The organism is Burkholderia sp. SRS-25 (assembly GCF_004343765.1).
Classification (GTDB): domain Bacteria; phylum Pseudomonadota; class Gammaproteobacteria; order Burkholderiales; family Burkholderiaceae; genus Burkholderia; species Burkholderia contaminans.
The window spans coordinates 368376-382506 of sequence record NZ_PTXM01000003.1 but is presented as its reverse complement, the minus strand read 5'-3'; the positions used below and the strand labels follow the sequence as shown (position 1 = coordinate 382506).

At 63.2% G+C, this 14131-nt stretch carries 16 protein-coding genes and 1 pseudogene; 13 read left to right on the top strand and 4 right to left on the bottom strand.

What is annotated here, in order from left to right:
• Window positions 1-108 precede the first annotated feature (108 nt).
• From C5O79_RS04345 to C5O79_RS04320, 6 genes are read left to right on the top strand one after another with little or no spacing between them, the layout of a single operon-like run.
• On the top strand, window positions 109-468 hold the full coding sequence (locus tag C5O79_RS04345; RefSeq protein ID WP_046545048.1) for a hypothetical protein: 360 nt from the start codon (window positions 109-111) through the stop codon (window positions 466-468).
• 42 nt (window positions 469-510) lie between these two features.
• Window positions 511-1026: a sigma-70 family RNA polymerase sigma factor gene (locus tag C5O79_RS04340; RefSeq protein WP_047850632.1), complete on the top strand. Its 516-nt coding sequence runs from the start codon at window positions 511-513 to the stop codon at window positions 1024-1026.
• Window positions 1023-1805 carry an anti-sigma factor gene (locus C5O79_RS04335; RefSeq protein WP_047850631.1) on the top strand — a complete coding sequence of 261 codons (783 nt, stop codon included), beginning with the start codon at window positions 1023-1025 and terminating at the stop codon, window positions 1803-1805. Before C5O79_RS04340 ends, C5O79_RS04335 begins: the two co-directional genes overlap by 4 nt.
• A 40-nt stretch (window positions 1806-1845) precedes the next feature.
• The gene (locus tag C5O79_RS04330) at window positions 1846-2265 is read left to right on the top strand and encodes a quinol oxidase (RefSeq protein ID WP_122474504.1); all 420 of its coding nucleotides are present in this window, start codon (window positions 1846-1848) and stop codon (window positions 2263-2265) included.
• Window positions 2262-2894 carry a DUF1571 domain-containing protein gene (locus C5O79_RS04325; protein ID WP_046545051.1) on the top strand — a complete coding sequence of 211 codons (633 nt, stop codon included), beginning with the start codon at window positions 2262-2264 and terminating at the stop codon, window positions 2892-2894. Before C5O79_RS04330 ends, C5O79_RS04325 begins: the two co-directional genes overlap by 4 nt.
• Before the next feature lie 44 nt (window positions 2895-2938).
• Window positions 2939-3454, top strand: a complete 516-nt coding sequence (locus tag C5O79_RS04320; RefSeq protein WP_122473614.1) for an SRPBCC family protein — start codon at window positions 2939-2941, stop codon at window positions 3452-3454.
• Window positions 3455-3500: 46 nt separating this feature from the next.
• On the opposite strand, the gene C5O79_RS04315 is transcribed toward C5O79_RS04320, so the two are convergent.
• Window positions 3501-4535, bottom strand: a complete 1035-nt coding sequence (locus C5O79_RS04315; RefSeq protein WP_047851122.1) for an ABC transporter ATP-binding protein — start codon at window positions 4533-4535, stop codon at window positions 3501-3503.
• Between the two features lie 28 nt (window positions 4536-4563).
• On the bottom strand, window positions 4564-4692 hold the full coding sequence (locus tag C5O79_RS38790) for a hypothetical protein (RefSeq protein ID WP_257791818.1): 129 nt from the start codon (window positions 4690-4692) through the stop codon (window positions 4564-4566).
• 47 nt (window positions 4693-4739) lie between these two features.
• On the opposite strand from C5O79_RS38790, the gene C5O79_RS38495 reads away from it, so the two are divergent.
• From C5O79_RS38495 to C5O79_RS38000, 3 genes are all read left to right on the top strand, one after another.
• A complete protein-coding gene (locus tag C5O79_RS38495; RefSeq protein ID WP_236862308.1) occupies window positions 4740-5234 on the top strand; it encodes a hypothetical protein in 495 nt (164 codons plus the stop codon).
• A 780-nt stretch (window positions 5235-6014) separates the two neighbouring features.
• The gene (locus C5O79_RS38005) at window positions 6015-6152 is read left to right on the top strand and encodes a hypothetical protein (protein WP_160313538.1); all 138 of its coding nucleotides are present in this window, start codon (window positions 6015-6017) and stop codon (window positions 6150-6152) included.
• 244 nt (window positions 6153-6396) lie between these two features.
• Complete coding sequence (locus C5O79_RS38000) at window positions 6397-6567, top strand: hypothetical protein (protein WP_160313537.1); 171 nt, start codon at window positions 6397-6399, stop codon at window positions 6565-6567.
• Window positions 6568-6659: 92 nt separating this feature from the next.
• On the opposite strand, the gene C5O79_RS04310 is transcribed toward C5O79_RS38000, so the two are convergent.
• On the bottom strand, window positions 6660-7370 hold the full coding sequence (locus C5O79_RS04310) for a response regulator transcription factor (RefSeq protein WP_047850628.1): 711 nt from the start codon (window positions 7368-7370) through the stop codon (window positions 6660-6662).
• A gap of 463 nt (window positions 7371-7833) precedes the next feature.
• On the opposite strand from C5O79_RS04310, the gene C5O79_RS04305 reads away from it, so the two are divergent.
• Together C5O79_RS04305 and C5O79_RS38365 are read left to right on the top strand one after the other, a co-directional pair.
• Window positions 7834-8142 (top strand): H-NS histone family protein, encoded by a 309-nt coding sequence (locus C5O79_RS04305; protein ID WP_236862309.1) that lies wholly within the window; start codon window positions 7834-7836, stop codon window positions 8140-8142.
• 257 nt (window positions 8143-8399) lie between these two features.
• Complete coding sequence (locus C5O79_RS38365; RefSeq protein WP_175018970.1) at window positions 8400-8675, top strand: hypothetical protein; 276 nt, start codon at window positions 8400-8402, stop codon at window positions 8673-8675.
• A 181-nt stretch (window positions 8676-8856) separates the two neighbouring features.
• Here the strand turns inward: C5O79_RS38365 and C5O79_RS38785 are convergent, their stop codons facing one another.
• The gene (locus C5O79_RS38785; protein WP_257791819.1) at window positions 8857-8982 is read right to left on the bottom strand and encodes a hypothetical protein; all 126 of its coding nucleotides are present in this window, start codon (window positions 8980-8982) and stop codon (window positions 8857-8859) included.
• A 495-nt stretch (window positions 8983-9477) separates the two neighbouring features.
• On the opposite strand from C5O79_RS38785, the pseudogene C5O79_RS04290 reads away from it, so the two are divergent.
• A pseudogene (locus C5O79_RS04290) lies at window positions 9478-13014 on the top strand (YadA-like family protein); the annotation flags it as partial.
• A gap of 74 nt (window positions 13015-13088) precedes the next feature.
• On the top strand, window positions 13089-13913 hold the full coding sequence (locus C5O79_RS04285; RefSeq protein ID WP_081421092.1) for an EAL domain-containing protein: 825 nt from the start codon (window positions 13089-13091) through the stop codon (window positions 13911-13913).
• The last annotated feature ends 218 nt before the right edge of the window (window positions 13914-14131 follow it).

The window sequence follows — 14131 nt, the reverse complement described above, 5'->3', positions numbered from 1 at the left end:
TTACATACCGAATCCCGGTAGCGCCGGCCGGCGGGATAATGGTCGTGACGAAACCGATCATCCCGGCCGGTGCCGCCGTGTCGCGATGCCGTGTCAAGGAGAAAGGGCATGAAACGGATACTCGTCGCCGCCGCGCTGACGGTGGCAATCGTACGGCCGGCCGCCGCGGAACCACCGCGAGCCGGCGATGGAAAGCTGGTCGACGAAGATCACATGACGCTGTACGTGTTCGATCGCGATGCGCCCGGCAAGAGCGCGTGCGACCGCGCGTGCGCGACGAACTGGCCGCCTGCGCTTGCCGACGCGTACGACAAGGCAACGGGCGCGCTGAGTGTCGTCACGCGTGACGACGGCGGCAAGCAATGGGCGTACCGCGGGCGCCCGCTGTATCGCTGGAAGCTCGATCACAAGCCCGGCGACGCGGGCGGCGACGGGATCGGCGGCATGTGGCACGTCGCGCGACCGTGACGACGGGCGGTGGGGCGGTGGGGCGGTGCGCGAGGCATCCTGATGAGCTACGAATCGGATCTGCTGGTGTGGTTGCCGCATCTCACGCGTTATGCGCGCGCGCTGACGGGTGACCGGGCCTGGGCAGACGATCTCGTGCAGGACACGCTCGAGCGAGCGCTGAACCGCCCGCCGCGCGACGGCGGCAACCTGCGCGCATGGCTGCTGACGCTGCTGCGGCACCGCTTCATCGACCAGTTGCGCGCACGGCACGAGATCGCGGTCGACGATGCGACGGCGCCGTGGCAGACGATGGCTGCACCGGCCGGCGAAATCGGCGGGCTGGTGCTGCGCGACGTGCAGCGTGCGCTGTACCGGCTGCCGGTCGAACAGCGCGAGGTGCTGCTGCTGGTCGCGCTCGAGGAATTGAGCTATCGCGATGCCGCGGAGGTGCTCGGCGTCCCGGTGGGGACGGTGATGTCGCGGCTTGCACGGGCGCGCGGCCATATGCGCGCGCTGTTGTCCGACGAGCCGCCGGCGCACGGTACGGCTGCATTACGGGTGATCGGGAAGACATGATGGACGATCCGCACAAGCCTTCGAACGAGCGGGATGACGATGCGTCGGCGCAACTGCTGTCCGCGTTGCTGGACGGCGAGCTGTCCGGGCACGAGCGTCGCGAGGTGCTCGAGCGCGTGCTGGCCGATCCGGAGGAGGCCGAACGACTCGCGCACTATCGAGCGCAGCGCGATGCGCTGCAGGCGCTGTTCCCACTGCCGGCCGCCGCGCCCGCGCTGTTCGTGCAACGCCGGGCGCCGCGCCGGCGCGGGATCGCCTATGCGTTCGCGGGGCTCGCGGCCGGGCTGCTGATCGGTGTCGCGCTGCATGCGGGCTGGGTGGCGTTCGGCGGTGAACCGGCGTTCGCCGCGCGTGCGGATGTCGCCTATGCGACGTACGTGGCCGACCGCGACCATCCGGTCGAGGTCGGCGCGGGCGACCCCGACCATCTCGTCGCGTGGCTGTCCGCGCGTCTCGGGCGGCCCGTGCGTGCGCCGTCGCTTGACGAATACGGTTACCGGTTGCTCGGCGGCCGGCTGCTCCCCGGCGAAGCGGGGCCGGCCGCGCAACTCATGTATCAGCGCGCGGACGGCGAGCGCGTGACGCTGTACATGACGGCCTACGACACACGGCGTCTCGCGCCGCAGGCGATGTCGGCCGCCGGCCGCTACACCTATTTCTGGTCGGATCGCGGGATGGGCTACGCATTGTCCGGCCAGGGCGACGAACGGCGCCTGCGCGAACTCGCGATCGACGCGTGCGGCGCGCTAGGCGGCCCGACCGATGCGTGGAAGGGGTGACGCGCGCGGCGCCGGCAGGGAGCACGTGATGAAGACGACGATGACGAAGGGGCTCGTGCCGATGCTGGTGCTGGCGGCGCTCGCCGCGGGCACGGCGCTTGCGCAGGCGGACGGTGACGCGCCGCTGCGCGTACCGGTCGACGCCGACGGCGTGCAACGGGTGGCGATCGTCGGCGGCAGCTATTTCTTCCGACCGAACCACGTGATCGTGCGGGCGCACGTGCCGGTCGAGTTGACGGTGTCGGCGGAGCCCGGCCCGGTGCCGCACAGCTTCGAAATCGATGCGCCGCAGGCTGGCATCGCGGTGCGCACCGAGCTCGGCACGACGCCGAAGACGTTTCGCTTCACGCCGTCGCAGCCGGGCCGGTTCGCCTACTATTGCACGCATCGGCTGCTGTTTTTCAGGAGCCATCGCGAGCGCGGGATGGAAGGCGTGCTCGATGTCGAGGCGGCGCCGTGATCGCCGCGTTGCTGGCCGCGAGCCTGATAGGAGCGAGCATGACCGCCGATCCCGTGACCGTCGCGCAGGCGCATTTCGACCACGTCCGCTCGTATCGCGCGACGATCCGCTCGTCCGCGCGCGGCGGCGAGCGCACCGAGATCCGTTACGCGTACCTGAAACCGGGCTTCGTCCGGATGGATTTCGTGTCGCCGCATCACGGCGCGGTGCTCGCGTACGATCCCGGCGACGGCAAGGTGCGGTTGCGTCCGTTCGGCGCGCATGCGCCGCCCGCGCTGACGCTGTCGCCTTCCAATCCGCTCGTGCGCGACCGCAGCGGCCACCGGGTCGACCGGTCGGACGTCGGCGAACTGCTGCGCAACGTCCATGCGCTGCAGGAAGGCGGCGCGACGGTGACCGAAGGCGAGGAGGCCGTCGGCGGCCGCACTGCGCTGCGCGTGTCGGTCACGGGCGCGCCCGCGCATGCCGTCGACGGCGTGCATCGCTACCGGCTGTGGCTCGATACCGAGGACGGCTTTCCGCTGAAGGTCCTCAGCTTCGCGGACGGCGACGACGTGCCGCTCGAAACCGTGACGCTCGACGACGTCGAGATCGACGTCGCGTTTCCCGAACGTTTCTTCGCACCCTGAGCGGTGCGCTGAATCATGTCCGTGACGGGCATGCCGGAGGCTGCATGGCGGAATACCGGTTCTCGACGATCTGGCGCGTGGACGCGCCGCTCGCGGCGGTGTGGGACGCGATCTACCAGGTCGACCGCTGGCCCGACTGGTGGAAGGGCGCCGTGCGCACCGTCGAGATCGAGCCGGGCGATGCGCGCGGCGTCGGCGCACTGCACCGGTACACGTGGAAGGGGGCGCTGCCGTACCGGCTGACCTTCGACATGCGCGTGCGACGCGTCGAGCCGCCGCATGTGCTCGAAGGCCGTGCGAGCGGCGCGATCGAAGGCGACGGATGCTGGTCGTTCATTGCCGACGGCGCCCGTACGATCGTGCGCTATGACTGGCACATCTGCACACGCTTGCGCTGGATGAACCGGCTGGAGTGGCTCGGTCGCCCGTTGTTCCGATGGAATCACGACGTCGTGATGCGTGAAGGCGCGAAGGGGCTCGCGCGGCTGCTGGGCGCGGCGGTCGAGACGGAGGGCCGGACGTTCCGGCCGCTGCCGGATGCGGGCTGCGCCGATGCCTGAACGCGGGTGAACGTGAGGAAAAGCGCGTAGCGGCGTGCCACGCCGCTCAGCACGCGTACGCCATCACCGCGCCATCCACCACCAGTGCGACACGTTCGCCGACGGCCGGACACCGGTGTCCCGGCACGCGTGCGCGCACGCGCACGTCGCCATCGGCATCGAGGCGCAGGAGCACGTCGGCGTCCTGGCCCGCGAACTGCGCGGCTTCGACACGCGCCGTATCGGCGTGCGTGAGCGGCACGATGCCGATCTGCTCGGGACGCAGCATCGCATCGGCCGGCCCGTACGGCAGCGGCGCGACGAGCGGCAGGTCGCCGAGCGCGCAGGCGATGTGCGTGCCGCGCCCGCGGCCGGCGAGCAGCACCGCCTGCCCGACGAACGACGCGACGTCGCGCGTGACGGGCTGACGATACAGCGTCTGCGGCGCGGCCGTCTGCACGAGCCGGCCATGCCACATCACGGCCACTTCATCGCCGAGCGTCATCGCTTCGGGCTGGTCGTGCGTGACGAGCACCGATGTCGCGCCGGCTGCGGCAAGTGCATCGGCGACTGCGCTGCGCGTTTCGTGGCGCAGCGACGTGTCGAGCGCCGAGAACGGTTCGTCGAGGATCACGAGCGACGGTTCGGGCGCGAGCGCGCGTGCGAGCGCGACGCGCTGCTGCTGCCCGCCGGACAGTTGCTGCGGCGCACGGCTCGTATACGACGCGGGCAGCCCGACCATCTCGAGCAATTCGTCGACGCGATGATGGCGGCGCCGCGCCGCACGCGGCAACCCGAACGCGATGTTGTCGGCCACCGACAGATGCGGAAACAGCGCGCCTTCCTGCGGCACGTAGCCGATCCGCCGCTGTTCGGGCGGCAGGTGCACGTCGGGCGCGGCCACGCGGCGCCCGTCGATTTCGACGGTGCCGCGCTCGGCGCGCTCGAAGCCGCACAGCACGCGCAGCAGGGTCGTCTTGCCGCTGCCGGACGGGCCGAGCAGCGCGAGGCGCGAGCCGCGCCGCACCGTGAGGTCGATGTCGTGCAGGACGGTATGCGATCCGAACGATTTGGACAGGCCGTGGATGCGTAGTTCGCTCATGGGCGGTTCCGGGGAAAAAGGGCGGCGCTCAGTCGCGCACTGACGCGCGGCCGAGCAGCAGGAACAGTAGTCCCGATGCGCCGAGCGACAGCGCGACGAGCAACGCCGCGTAGGGCGCCGCGGCGGCGAATGCGAGCGTCGCCGTATCGCTCCACACCTGCGTCGGTCCGGCGCGACTTCGTCGCTGCCCGTCGTGGCGAGCGGTTGCGCGGTATCGCCGCGCGTCATCCGCGCGGCGGCGTCGGTCCAGGTTTTCAGCAGCGCGATGACATCCGCGCGCTGGGCTGTCGTCAGGTCGAGCATCGCGAAATACGCGTGGCGCTGCTGCGGCGTCGCGATGCCGCTCTGGTGCTTGCCGTAGAACGGCTCGACGTCGTCATGCGCGAAAGCGGGCGCGGGCGCGGCGGCGGGTGCATCCGCCGCCTTCGCGGCCGGGATCGACGCCGCCGCGAGGCCGGCGGCCACCGCGGCGCGCAGCGTTGTCGAACGGTAAGCGCCGTCTTCCGTTCGGTCAAACGAAACTTGGCGGTCGATCGTAAAGTGCGCGGTAGCGCTTCTCCTGGTCCCGCCACGCCGGCAGAACGAACCAGTACATCGAAGGTGTTGCCCGGACGGACCGAAAGCGCCGACGCTCTTTGCTTTAGTGCGGCGACGTCAAGATGCGTAGCCGCCGATCGGCGCATGAACTGCGGGCGTTGATTTCCCGCATGTACACAACGATTCACAGGGGCGGCACGGCCAGCCCGCCCCGCGTGCTTAGTGGCGGTTCATCGTGTGGTGGTGATGGCGATGGTGATGATGCACATCTGCCGCGCTCGCTACGCCAGCAAATGCAAAGGCGATAGCGGCAATGACGGTCATTTTCAGCAGCTAAAGGTCTCCGGCAAGTTGATCGATCAGACACGACGCTGTGTCTGATCGATCAACGATCCGCCGTTCGCTCTCGTTGACGCAAAATTCCCGCTTGATATTTGTTGTCAATGTACGCGCCTGCGGCCCGCTCGACGTACGCTCTCGCGGTTGTTCGATCGCACGGTGCCGACGAATGATCGACCCGGAAAATGATCAATATTACTAATTGTGACAATCGTTCAAATCTCGCCGTGTGCGGGCGGGTACCATCGTCACTGCTCTGTTGCTGGGGCACTTCCCCTCGGATTTGACGCCAAGCTCGCGCTTGGCTTTTTTTCGGGACAGTGAGTGATGCCACCGCAGATGCGATTGAGGTTTGTCGAAGGAAGGGGTTTGCCGTCGCGACGCGCGAGCGTTCAATGCGCGCACGTCACGTCTTGCCAACGGTAGTTTCGTCGCAATCGGCGGCACCCGGGTTGATGCACCGGTGACCAACGCGCGAGGTGTCGATGGCAATTGGGTAAACGAATTGCCTCGAGGCTGCCCGGTGCGATTCGAGAGTCCGTGAGCTGATTCGCCAGTGCGAATCGATCGAAACATTTGGTCTGACGATGCAGTGACGACGCAATGAATAAAGCGATGCTCAGCCTGTGCGGTCTGGTGATCGGTGGACTTGTCGTGACACTGGTGATCGTCCTCGAAACGGTACCGACACCGCAGGCAAAAATCATGCAGGCTGCGGCAAAACAGGTGAAGGTGAAGTGACGATGCGTGTTTTGTTGACACTGTGGGGGAGCGCAATCGCACTGGCCGTCTGCGTGGCCTGGCTTGCCGATCGCCCCAGGCACGGTGAGCCCGCGCCGCTTGCATCCCGACTGATTCAGGGCTCGACGAAGGTGATCACCAGGCCGCCGCGCGAGCAGGCCCGGTAACGACTGCCTGTACCGTCTCCCGCGCCGGTCGCGATCGTACCGATGCCGGAAACGCTGCTCTGATGTGAGGTTGAAAAATGCAACATTCCCTGTATCGAATTCTGAGCGTCACGGCGCTCGCCTGGAAATTGGCGGTACCAGCAGAGACGGAAGCCGTGGTCAATGGCGCATCGATCACTGATGTCGGCTGCCGTATCGTGCAAACAGCGCATGGCTTGCGCGGCGGTCAGCGTGACGCCATTGCCTGACCGCAAGCGCCCTTGCTCACCGGGCGGCCGAATTGCCAGTGGCGGCGCCAGGATCACGGAGGGCCGTCGCCGGCCCGGGTTGCCGGCAGCCGCTATTCGACATCGTGCGAGTGGTTGGCGTCGAGCAACTCCAGTCGATAGCCGTGATTGTAGACAGCGCGAAGTCGAACACCATTTTCGGGGCCGAGACGCAGTTTCGACCGCACACGATAAATATGTGTATCGAGCGTCCGGGAAATATGGTCGCTATGGCGCCCCCATATCGACTTGATCATTGCGTCTCTTGGTATGGCGCGGCCGCAGTTCTGGAACAGGGCAACGGCGACGTTGAATTCTCTCGATGTCAGTCTGATCGGCTCATCGCTCAAGAATACGGTTTCGGTCACAAGGTCCAGGCGATAACGACCAATGTTGATCGACGTTGGCGTCGAGTTCACTGGGTAGGCCCGCCGCAGGAGAGCACGTACTCGCGCGATCAACTCATGGCGACGGACCGGTTTGACCATATAGTCGTCAGCCCCTGCATCGAGTGCGACGACAAGCTGCTCCTCACGCACGCGATTCGTCAGGAACAACACCGGGAGATCTCTGCCGACTCGCGCACGAATCCAGGCGAGGACTTCCAGTCCGGAAATATCCGGCAAGTTCCAGTCGAGTACGACCAGATCGACGGTATCGGTTTCGAGGAGGCGTATGGCTTCTACGCCCCGGGTGGCGCTTCGTACATCGAACCTTTCGGCGATCAGGGAGTCGCGGATGAACGCTGCCTGTGCTGGCTCGTCGTCAACGGCAAGAATTTTCATTGGCACCATTTTTATCGTGTCGCTTGTATCCGTACATACCCTCGTGCATGGGTAGGTTGAATTGTCGGACTTAAGCGAAAGTAAATTGAAACCATCCGCCTGGGCGTCGTGTGGCCGAAAGGCAGGATTGATTTTCGAAATAGAGTGGCATTTCCAGACTGTTCTTTTGTCAACTTTTTTGAACGAGCTGGATTTTGGGGTGCAATTGATTCGTGACAAATGTTGTCAATTTTAAATATTCGCCCATATAGCATGCTTCATATGGATTGTCGGGTCTGGCGCGTTCCGGGTGTTTTAGTGATTGGAATTGTTTGCGCGACGGAGCAGGCATGAGTCATTCGCTATCGCTGATATTGAAACTTGCCGCGATAGATGGCGAGGGTCGGAGCGAGGGGCGAGATATTCTCGGGTTGTCGGCTCGATCGGTGCCTCATTTCGTGAATGGTGAGATGTAACTATATAAATGCGTAACCTGGACTCGTATCGGCGGTATTTGGAGAGTAGGGCGAAGCTGGAATCTCGGATTGCCGAAGAGCGGCGAGCCGCTGCCGAGGCGATCTTGCTTGAGATTCGATATTGTGTTCGCGAGTTTGGGTTTTCTCCTGAAGATATTTTTACAGTCGATATCTTGCGTCGAGCGACCAAACGGCGGCCGCGTTATTTCGATCCTGTCAGCGGGGCGACGTGGTCCGGGGTAGGGCGTGCGCCTGATTGGATTCGCGACAAGGATCGCAAGCAGTTTGAGATATCCGGTTTTGATCGCGGAGATTGAGTAATTTGATTTACGCAATGAAATGAAGGTCGAGTGGTTCGTGCCTCGAGACATTTGCGTTATTTGAGAAATCGGACGGCAAACTTTGTAACGCTGTCGATCGCCTGTATCAGGAGATCCGTGCGCGGGTAACGGCTCTGCTGATGCTTACGGACGGCAAGCTGCACCCGATAGCTGTTGTCGCGAAATTCGGCATGAGTGGTCAGGCGGTCTGCTGTTGGGGCCACATGTGGTGCTGACGGCGTGTGATTGGACTGATGGCCACTAGCCGTCGTTTGGTGGAAGGGCCGCAGGCCTTGAGCGACGAGATGATCGCCGTGATCCTGCGTATGGTCTTGGTCGAGACGCCGATGCGTGAGCAAATCGCCCGGTGCCTCGAAGCTGGGTTCGATTCGTTGTGGTTCAGGCATTTCGATACGCCGAGCGTAGCGCTCAACTGGGAGGGCTTTATGGTCAAACACAACAGGCTGTTGCACAAAGAACGCGACCAACAGGTATTTGTCGTGGAGCAGATCGGTCTCGACAAGCTATAGCGGGCCGTGCATGACGCCCCATTCGCCGGCTCTATCTCCAGAGGCCAGCTTTTGCGGATCGTCGTAGGTTCAGCGCAGTTGGTTCTCGGGAGGCTTGCGTCAAGAAATCGAACCACACGAACTACCGACGTATTGTTCCTGGCGCTCCAGACCACGGCGCGAACGCATTGCTCCGTGCCACTCATGTACGCAGCACATCAAATGTCTCAACGTCGTCCGCTTCATTGGCGATCTGCTCGCGGCGGATGATGACTGTCCAACCGTGATCGTGATCGATCACGGCGTTGACGAAACGACCGGAAACCATTTGACGTTAATTAATAAGTTTTCCTGATTTGTAAGTGTGTAAAAACCACCGCGTCATAAAGATTGAGATCGTGTGGCGGAACTCGAAATACAGATAGTGACGCGTTACCCCATGAACCAAGAGAGCCGTTGACGCCGAGCATGCCGATCCGATGATCGGCCAGGACGTCAAATTCTAATAATGTAATATCGGATACCTAACAATATGAACAAGATCTATCGAAGCATCTGGAATGAAGCGCTCGGTGTGTGGGTGGCGACGTCCGAGTTGACGCACGCGCGTGGTAAGGCTTCCAAGAGCGCCTGCTTGCAGGAAGGTGGGCATGCGTCTGGTCAGAGCGAATCTTGCGTGCAGACGATGCGGTTCAGGCAGGGCGTCTTGGGATTCCTGGCGGTGGCGGGAATCTTGACGGCAGTGTTGCCTAATGAGGCATGGGCGGGGGCTATTGGAAATTGTAATGGCACCGCGTCCAGCACAACGTCTCTTCAGGGTACGAACACCACATTGACAACCGGCGCTTGGAGCGGATCTGAGGGGAACTGCGGAACCGGGACTGGGGTAATCATTGCGGAGAGTCCAAGTGCTAGCGGTGGTGTATCGGGAACTAAGGCCTACATGTGGGTTGGGGCGACCGGAAATAATGCCGCGGGCGCGATAACGCTGTACGGCCCAAGCGGGATAATGCTGAATGCCGGTTCGACCGGGACGATTACGCTGAATAACACGACGTCGCTGAACAACAACAAGATCACGAGTTTGGCGGCGGGTACGAATCCGACCGATGCAGTGAACTTTTCTCAATTGACGTCGTTGTCGACGTCGACGTCGACGGGCTTGTCGTCGGCTGTTAGCTCGATCACGTCGTTGTCGACGTCGACCTCGACCGGTCTCTCGTCGGTCAGCAGCTCGATCACGTCGCTGTCCACGTCGACGTCGACGGGCTTGTCGTCCGCCAGCAGCTCGATCACGTCGTTGTCCACCTCGACCTCGACCGGTCTCTCGTCGGCCAACAGCTCCGTCTCCTCGTTGTCGACGGGCCTGTCGTCGGCGAACAGCTCGGTCACCTCACTGTCGACGTCGACCTCGACGGGTTTGTCGTCGGCGAATAGCTCGATCACTTCGCTGTCGACCTCAACGTCGACGGGCCTGTCTTCGGCCAACAGCTCGATTTCCTCGTTGTCGACAGGCTTGTCCTCGGCGAACAGCTCGATTACGTCGCTGTCCACCTCGACCTCGACCGGTATCAGCTCGCTGTCGACCGGCCTGAGCTCGACGGACAGCACGGTGTCGTCGCTGTCGACCTCAACGTCGACGGGCCTGTCGTCGGCGAACAGCTCGATCACCTCGCTGTCGACGTCGACCTCGACGGGCTTGTCCTCGGCGAATAGCTCGATTACGTCGCTGTCCACGTCGACGTCGACGGGCCTCTCGTCGGCGAATAGCTCGATCACGTCGTTGTCCACCTCGACCTCGACGGGCTTGTCGTCGGCGAACAGCTCGATCACTTCGCTGTCCACGTCGACCTCGACGGGCCTCTCGTCGGCGAATAGCTCGATCACCTCGCTGTCCACTTCAACGTCGACGGGCATGAGCTCTCTGTCGACTGGCCTGAGCTCGACGGATAGTACGGTGTCGTCGCTGTCGACCTCGACGTCGACGGGATTGTCGTCGGCGAATAGCTCGATCACTTCGCTGTCTACGTCGACCTCGACGGGCTTGTCTTCGGCCAATAGCTCGATCACGTCGTTGTCCACGTCGACATCGACGGGCCTGTCATCGGCCAACAGCTCGATCACCTCGCTGTCGACGTCGACGTCGACGGGCTTGTCGTCGGCGAATAGCTCGATCACCTCGCTGTCCACCTCGACCTCGACAGGGCTGTCGTCGGCGAACAGTTCAATCTCGTCGCTGTCGACCGGCCTGAGCTCGACGGACAGCACGGTGTTGTCGCTGTCGACGTCAACGTCAACCGGTCTGTCGTCGGCGAACAGCTCGATCACGTCGTTGTCCACGTCGACGTCGACGGGCTTGTCTTCGGCCAACAGCTCGATCAGCTCGCTGTCGACCTCGACGTCGACGGGCCTTTCCGCGGCCACCAGCTCGATCACGTCGCTGTCCACATCGACGTCGACAGGCATCAGCTCGCTGTCGACGGGCTTGAGCTCGACGGACAGCACGGTGTCGTCACTGTCGACGTCGACCTCGACGGGGTTATCGTCGGCCACCAGTTCGATCACTTCGCTGTCCACCTCGACGTCGACGAGCATCACGTCGCTGTCGACCGGCCTGAGCTCGGCCAACAGCTCGATCACGTCGCTGTCCACGTCGACGTCGACCGGCATCGGGTCGCTTTCCACTGGCCTGAGCAGCACGAACAGCACGATCCTGTCGCTGTCCACGTCGACGTCGACCGGCATCGGCTCGCTGTCGACGGGCCTCAGCTCGACCGGCAGTTCGATCACGTCGTTGTCCACATCGACTTCGACCGCAATCGAAGCCGCGAAAACGCACTACTACAGCGTCAACGATGGCGGTGCGCAAGGGGCGAACTACGCGAACAGCGCCGCGACGGGTATCGACTCGCTGGCCGCCGGCGTAGCCGCAACTGCCGCGGGCGCAAGCAGCGTCGCCGTCGGCTACGGTTCGAACGCGCAGTCGGACGGTGCGGTCGCGATCGGCCAGAGCGCATCGGCCACGGGCGGCAAGGCCGTGTCGATCGGCTCCGGCAACACCGCGAGCGGCGACGGCGCGGTCGCGATCGGCGATCCGAGTGTCGCGACGGGTACCGGCGCGGTCGCGATGGGTGCGAACGACACGGCGACCGGCACTGGCGCAGTTGCCGTCGGCAACGCAAGCACGGCAACCGGCAACAGCGCGCTCGCCGTCGGCAATTCGAGCCAGGCCACTGCGGACAACACGATCGCACTGGGCAACCAGGCCACGGCCAGCGCCATAGGCGCACAGGCCTACGGCTCGGGCGCCACTGCCAGCGCGGCCAACGCGCTCGCGCTTGGATCGAACGCCACCGCGAACGTTGCCAACTCGATCGCGCTCGGCGCGAACTCGGTTACGGGTAACGCGGTTGGTGTATCGAGCGTCACGGTCGGCGGCGTCACGTACTCGGTCGCCGGCGCCAATCCGGTGGGTGTACTGAGCGTCGGTTCACCGGGTGCGGAACGCCAGATCGCGAACGTCGCTGCCGGCCGAGTCTCGGCTACCAGCACGGACGCGATCAACGGCAGCCAGCTCAACGCGACAAACAGCGCCGTCAGCACGCTGTCGACTGGCCTGAATGCGACCAACAGCAACGTGACCGCGCTTGCCACATCGACCTCAACCGCGATCAGCTCATTGTCGACGTCGACGGCGGCCAGCATCAGCGCGCTGTCCACCGGCCTGAACTCGACGAACGCGAGCGTGGCATCGTTGTCGACCGGTGTGACGAACATCAACAACCAGCTGAATCAGTTATCCACATTGATGAACAACACACCGCAAACCGGGAACGCCGCCGGCATTGCTGCCGACATGAACGGCAACGGTACCGACAGGCCGACCGTCACTGCCGGTTCCAACTCGGTGGCGATAGGCGCGAATTCGAGTGACGGCGGCCGCCAGAACGTGGTGTCCGTCGGCAGCGATACGCAGCAGCGCCAGGTCATCAACGTGGCGCCGGGTACGCAGGGCACTGATGCGGTCAACGTGAACCAGCTCAACGCGGTGCAATCGACGTTGTCGACGGCACTGTCGGGTCAGCAGGCGCAAATCAACTCGCTGGGTTCGCAACTGCAGCAGACCGACCAGATGGCGAAGCAGGGTATTGCGGCCGTCGGCGCGATGGCATCGATTCCGCAGCTCGACCGCGATGCCAACTTCGGGATGGGCGTGGGTACGTCGACCTTCCTCGGCCAGAAGGCGATGGCGGTCAACATGCAGGCTCGCATCACGGACAACCTGAAGGCGTCGATCAACGGCGGCTTCAGCGGCGGTCAGAAGGTGATCGGTGCCGGCATGCTGTACCAGTGGAAGTAATTGCATGTTCATGCACGGCCGACGGAAAGCCCGGAGCGGGAGCAAGGTCGTATCAGCAGGCAACGAAATCTTGAGTGCGTGCATTGGAGATCGCTGTGGATGGTACGGCCGTGCGTTGCAATACTAATGATCTTGTCGAAGACGCGGAGCGTGGATTGGTTCGGAAGGAGTTCTTCTTTGCCTATCAACCCAAGCTTCGCCTTCAGACCGGATTGCTGTCCGGATTCGAGTCTTTAATACGCTGGCATCATCCGGAGCACGGTGTGTTGATGCCGGCAGCGTTCATCGACCTTGTCGAGAATTCGCATCTGACATGCCGGTTTACCGACTATGTGATCGCGGAGTCCTCACGTGTGCTTGCCAGGTGGGCTGAGTTCGGTTATCGCGATTTATCTCTGTCTGTAAATTTGCCCGCTCATGAAGTTACGCGACCGGAGATGGCAGGAAGACTATCGCGTGTTCTGGATTCCTATGGTGTATGTGCCGGGAATTTTCAAATTGAACTGACGGAGTCCATCGATCCCGGCCCGATCGACGCACTTGCCGCTGCCGTGGCATCGATCCGGGATCTCGGCGTGAGTGTTGCAATCGACGATTTTGGGTCAGGATGCTGGTCGCTGACCAAATTGCATTGTCTGACAGTCGACACGCTCAAGCTGGATCGATCGTTCATGCGTGACGTTCATGAAAATGCTGAATCGAGAGCGATGGTCGAAACGCTCGTCGAGCTCGGGGTCCGCTTGAAGAAGAACGTCGTCGTGGAAGGTGTCGAAACCAGGGCGCAATTCGAGTGGCTGAAAGCATTCGCGCAGATTGATTGCCAGGGATACTACATCTCTGAACCCGTACGAGAGGATCAAATGAATCGACTGATCGAAAGGCGTGGAATTCCGCGGTGAGGGGAGGCGTCGCGGTTCCGGGTGGGTAGGGATGGCGGCAGGAGGAGTAATGGATTTGGCACTCGGCGGGATGGATCGACATGGGCGGGGTGTCCATGCGACCCCGCGGCAATTAGTGATGTTGCGCCGATCCGGGCATGTGCGCGATCGATCTTGCGCGGCATTTGCCTGGCTTAAGTGCTTGCTCAATTCATCGAAGGCGCGCGATCAAATGTGCG

What these genes read in the sequence shown, in the direction of transcription:
- C5O79_RS04320 (WP_122473614.1), top strand. Translation starts at nt 2,939, where the DNA reads ATGGCGGAATACCGGTTCTCGACGATCTGGCGCGTGGACGCGCCGCTC.
- C5O79_RS04310 (WP_047850628.1), bottom strand. Translation starts at nt 7,370, where the DNA reads ATGAAAATTCTTGCCGTTGACGACGAGCCAGCACAGGCAGCGTTCATC.
- C5O79_RS38000 (WP_160313537.1), top strand. Translation starts at nt 6,397, where the DNA reads ATGCAACATTCCCTGTATCGAATTCTGAGCGTCACGGCGCTCGCCTGG.
- C5O79_RS38005 (WP_160313538.1), top strand. Translation starts at nt 6,015, where the DNA reads ATGAATAAAGCGATGCTCAGCCTGTGCGGTCTGGTGATCGGTGGACTT.
- C5O79_RS04340 (WP_047850632.1), top strand. Translation starts at nt 511, where the DNA reads ATGAGCTACGAATCGGATCTGCTGGTGTGGTTGCCGCATCTCACGCGT.
- C5O79_RS38785 (WP_257791819.1), bottom strand. Translation starts at nt 8,982, where the DNA reads ATGGTTTCCGGTCGTTTCGTCAACGCCGTGATCGATCACGATCACGGT.
- C5O79_RS04315 (WP_047851122.1), bottom strand. Translation starts at nt 4,535, where the DNA reads ATGAGCGAACTACGCATCCACGGCCTGTCCAAATCGTTCGGATCGCAT.
- C5O79_RS04330 (WP_122474504.1), top strand. Translation starts at nt 1,846, where the DNA reads ATGACGAAGGGGCTCGTGCCGATGCTGGTGCTGGCGGCGCTCGCCGCG.
- C5O79_RS04345 (WP_046545048.1), top strand. Translation starts at nt 109, where the DNA reads ATGAAACGGATACTCGTCGCCGCCGCGCTGACGGTGGCAATCGTACGG.
- C5O79_RS04305 (WP_236862309.1), top strand. Translation starts at nt 7,834, where the DNA reads ATGCGTAACCTGGACTCGTATCGGCGGTATTTGGAGAGTAGGGCGAAG.
- C5O79_RS04335 (WP_047850631.1), top strand. Translation starts at nt 1,023, where the DNA reads ATGATGGACGATCCGCACAAGCCTTCGAACGAGCGGGATGACGATGCG.
- C5O79_RS38365 (WP_175018970.1), top strand. Translation starts at nt 8,400, where the DNA reads ATGGCCACTAGCCGTCGTTTGGTGGAAGGGCCGCAGGCCTTGAGCGAC.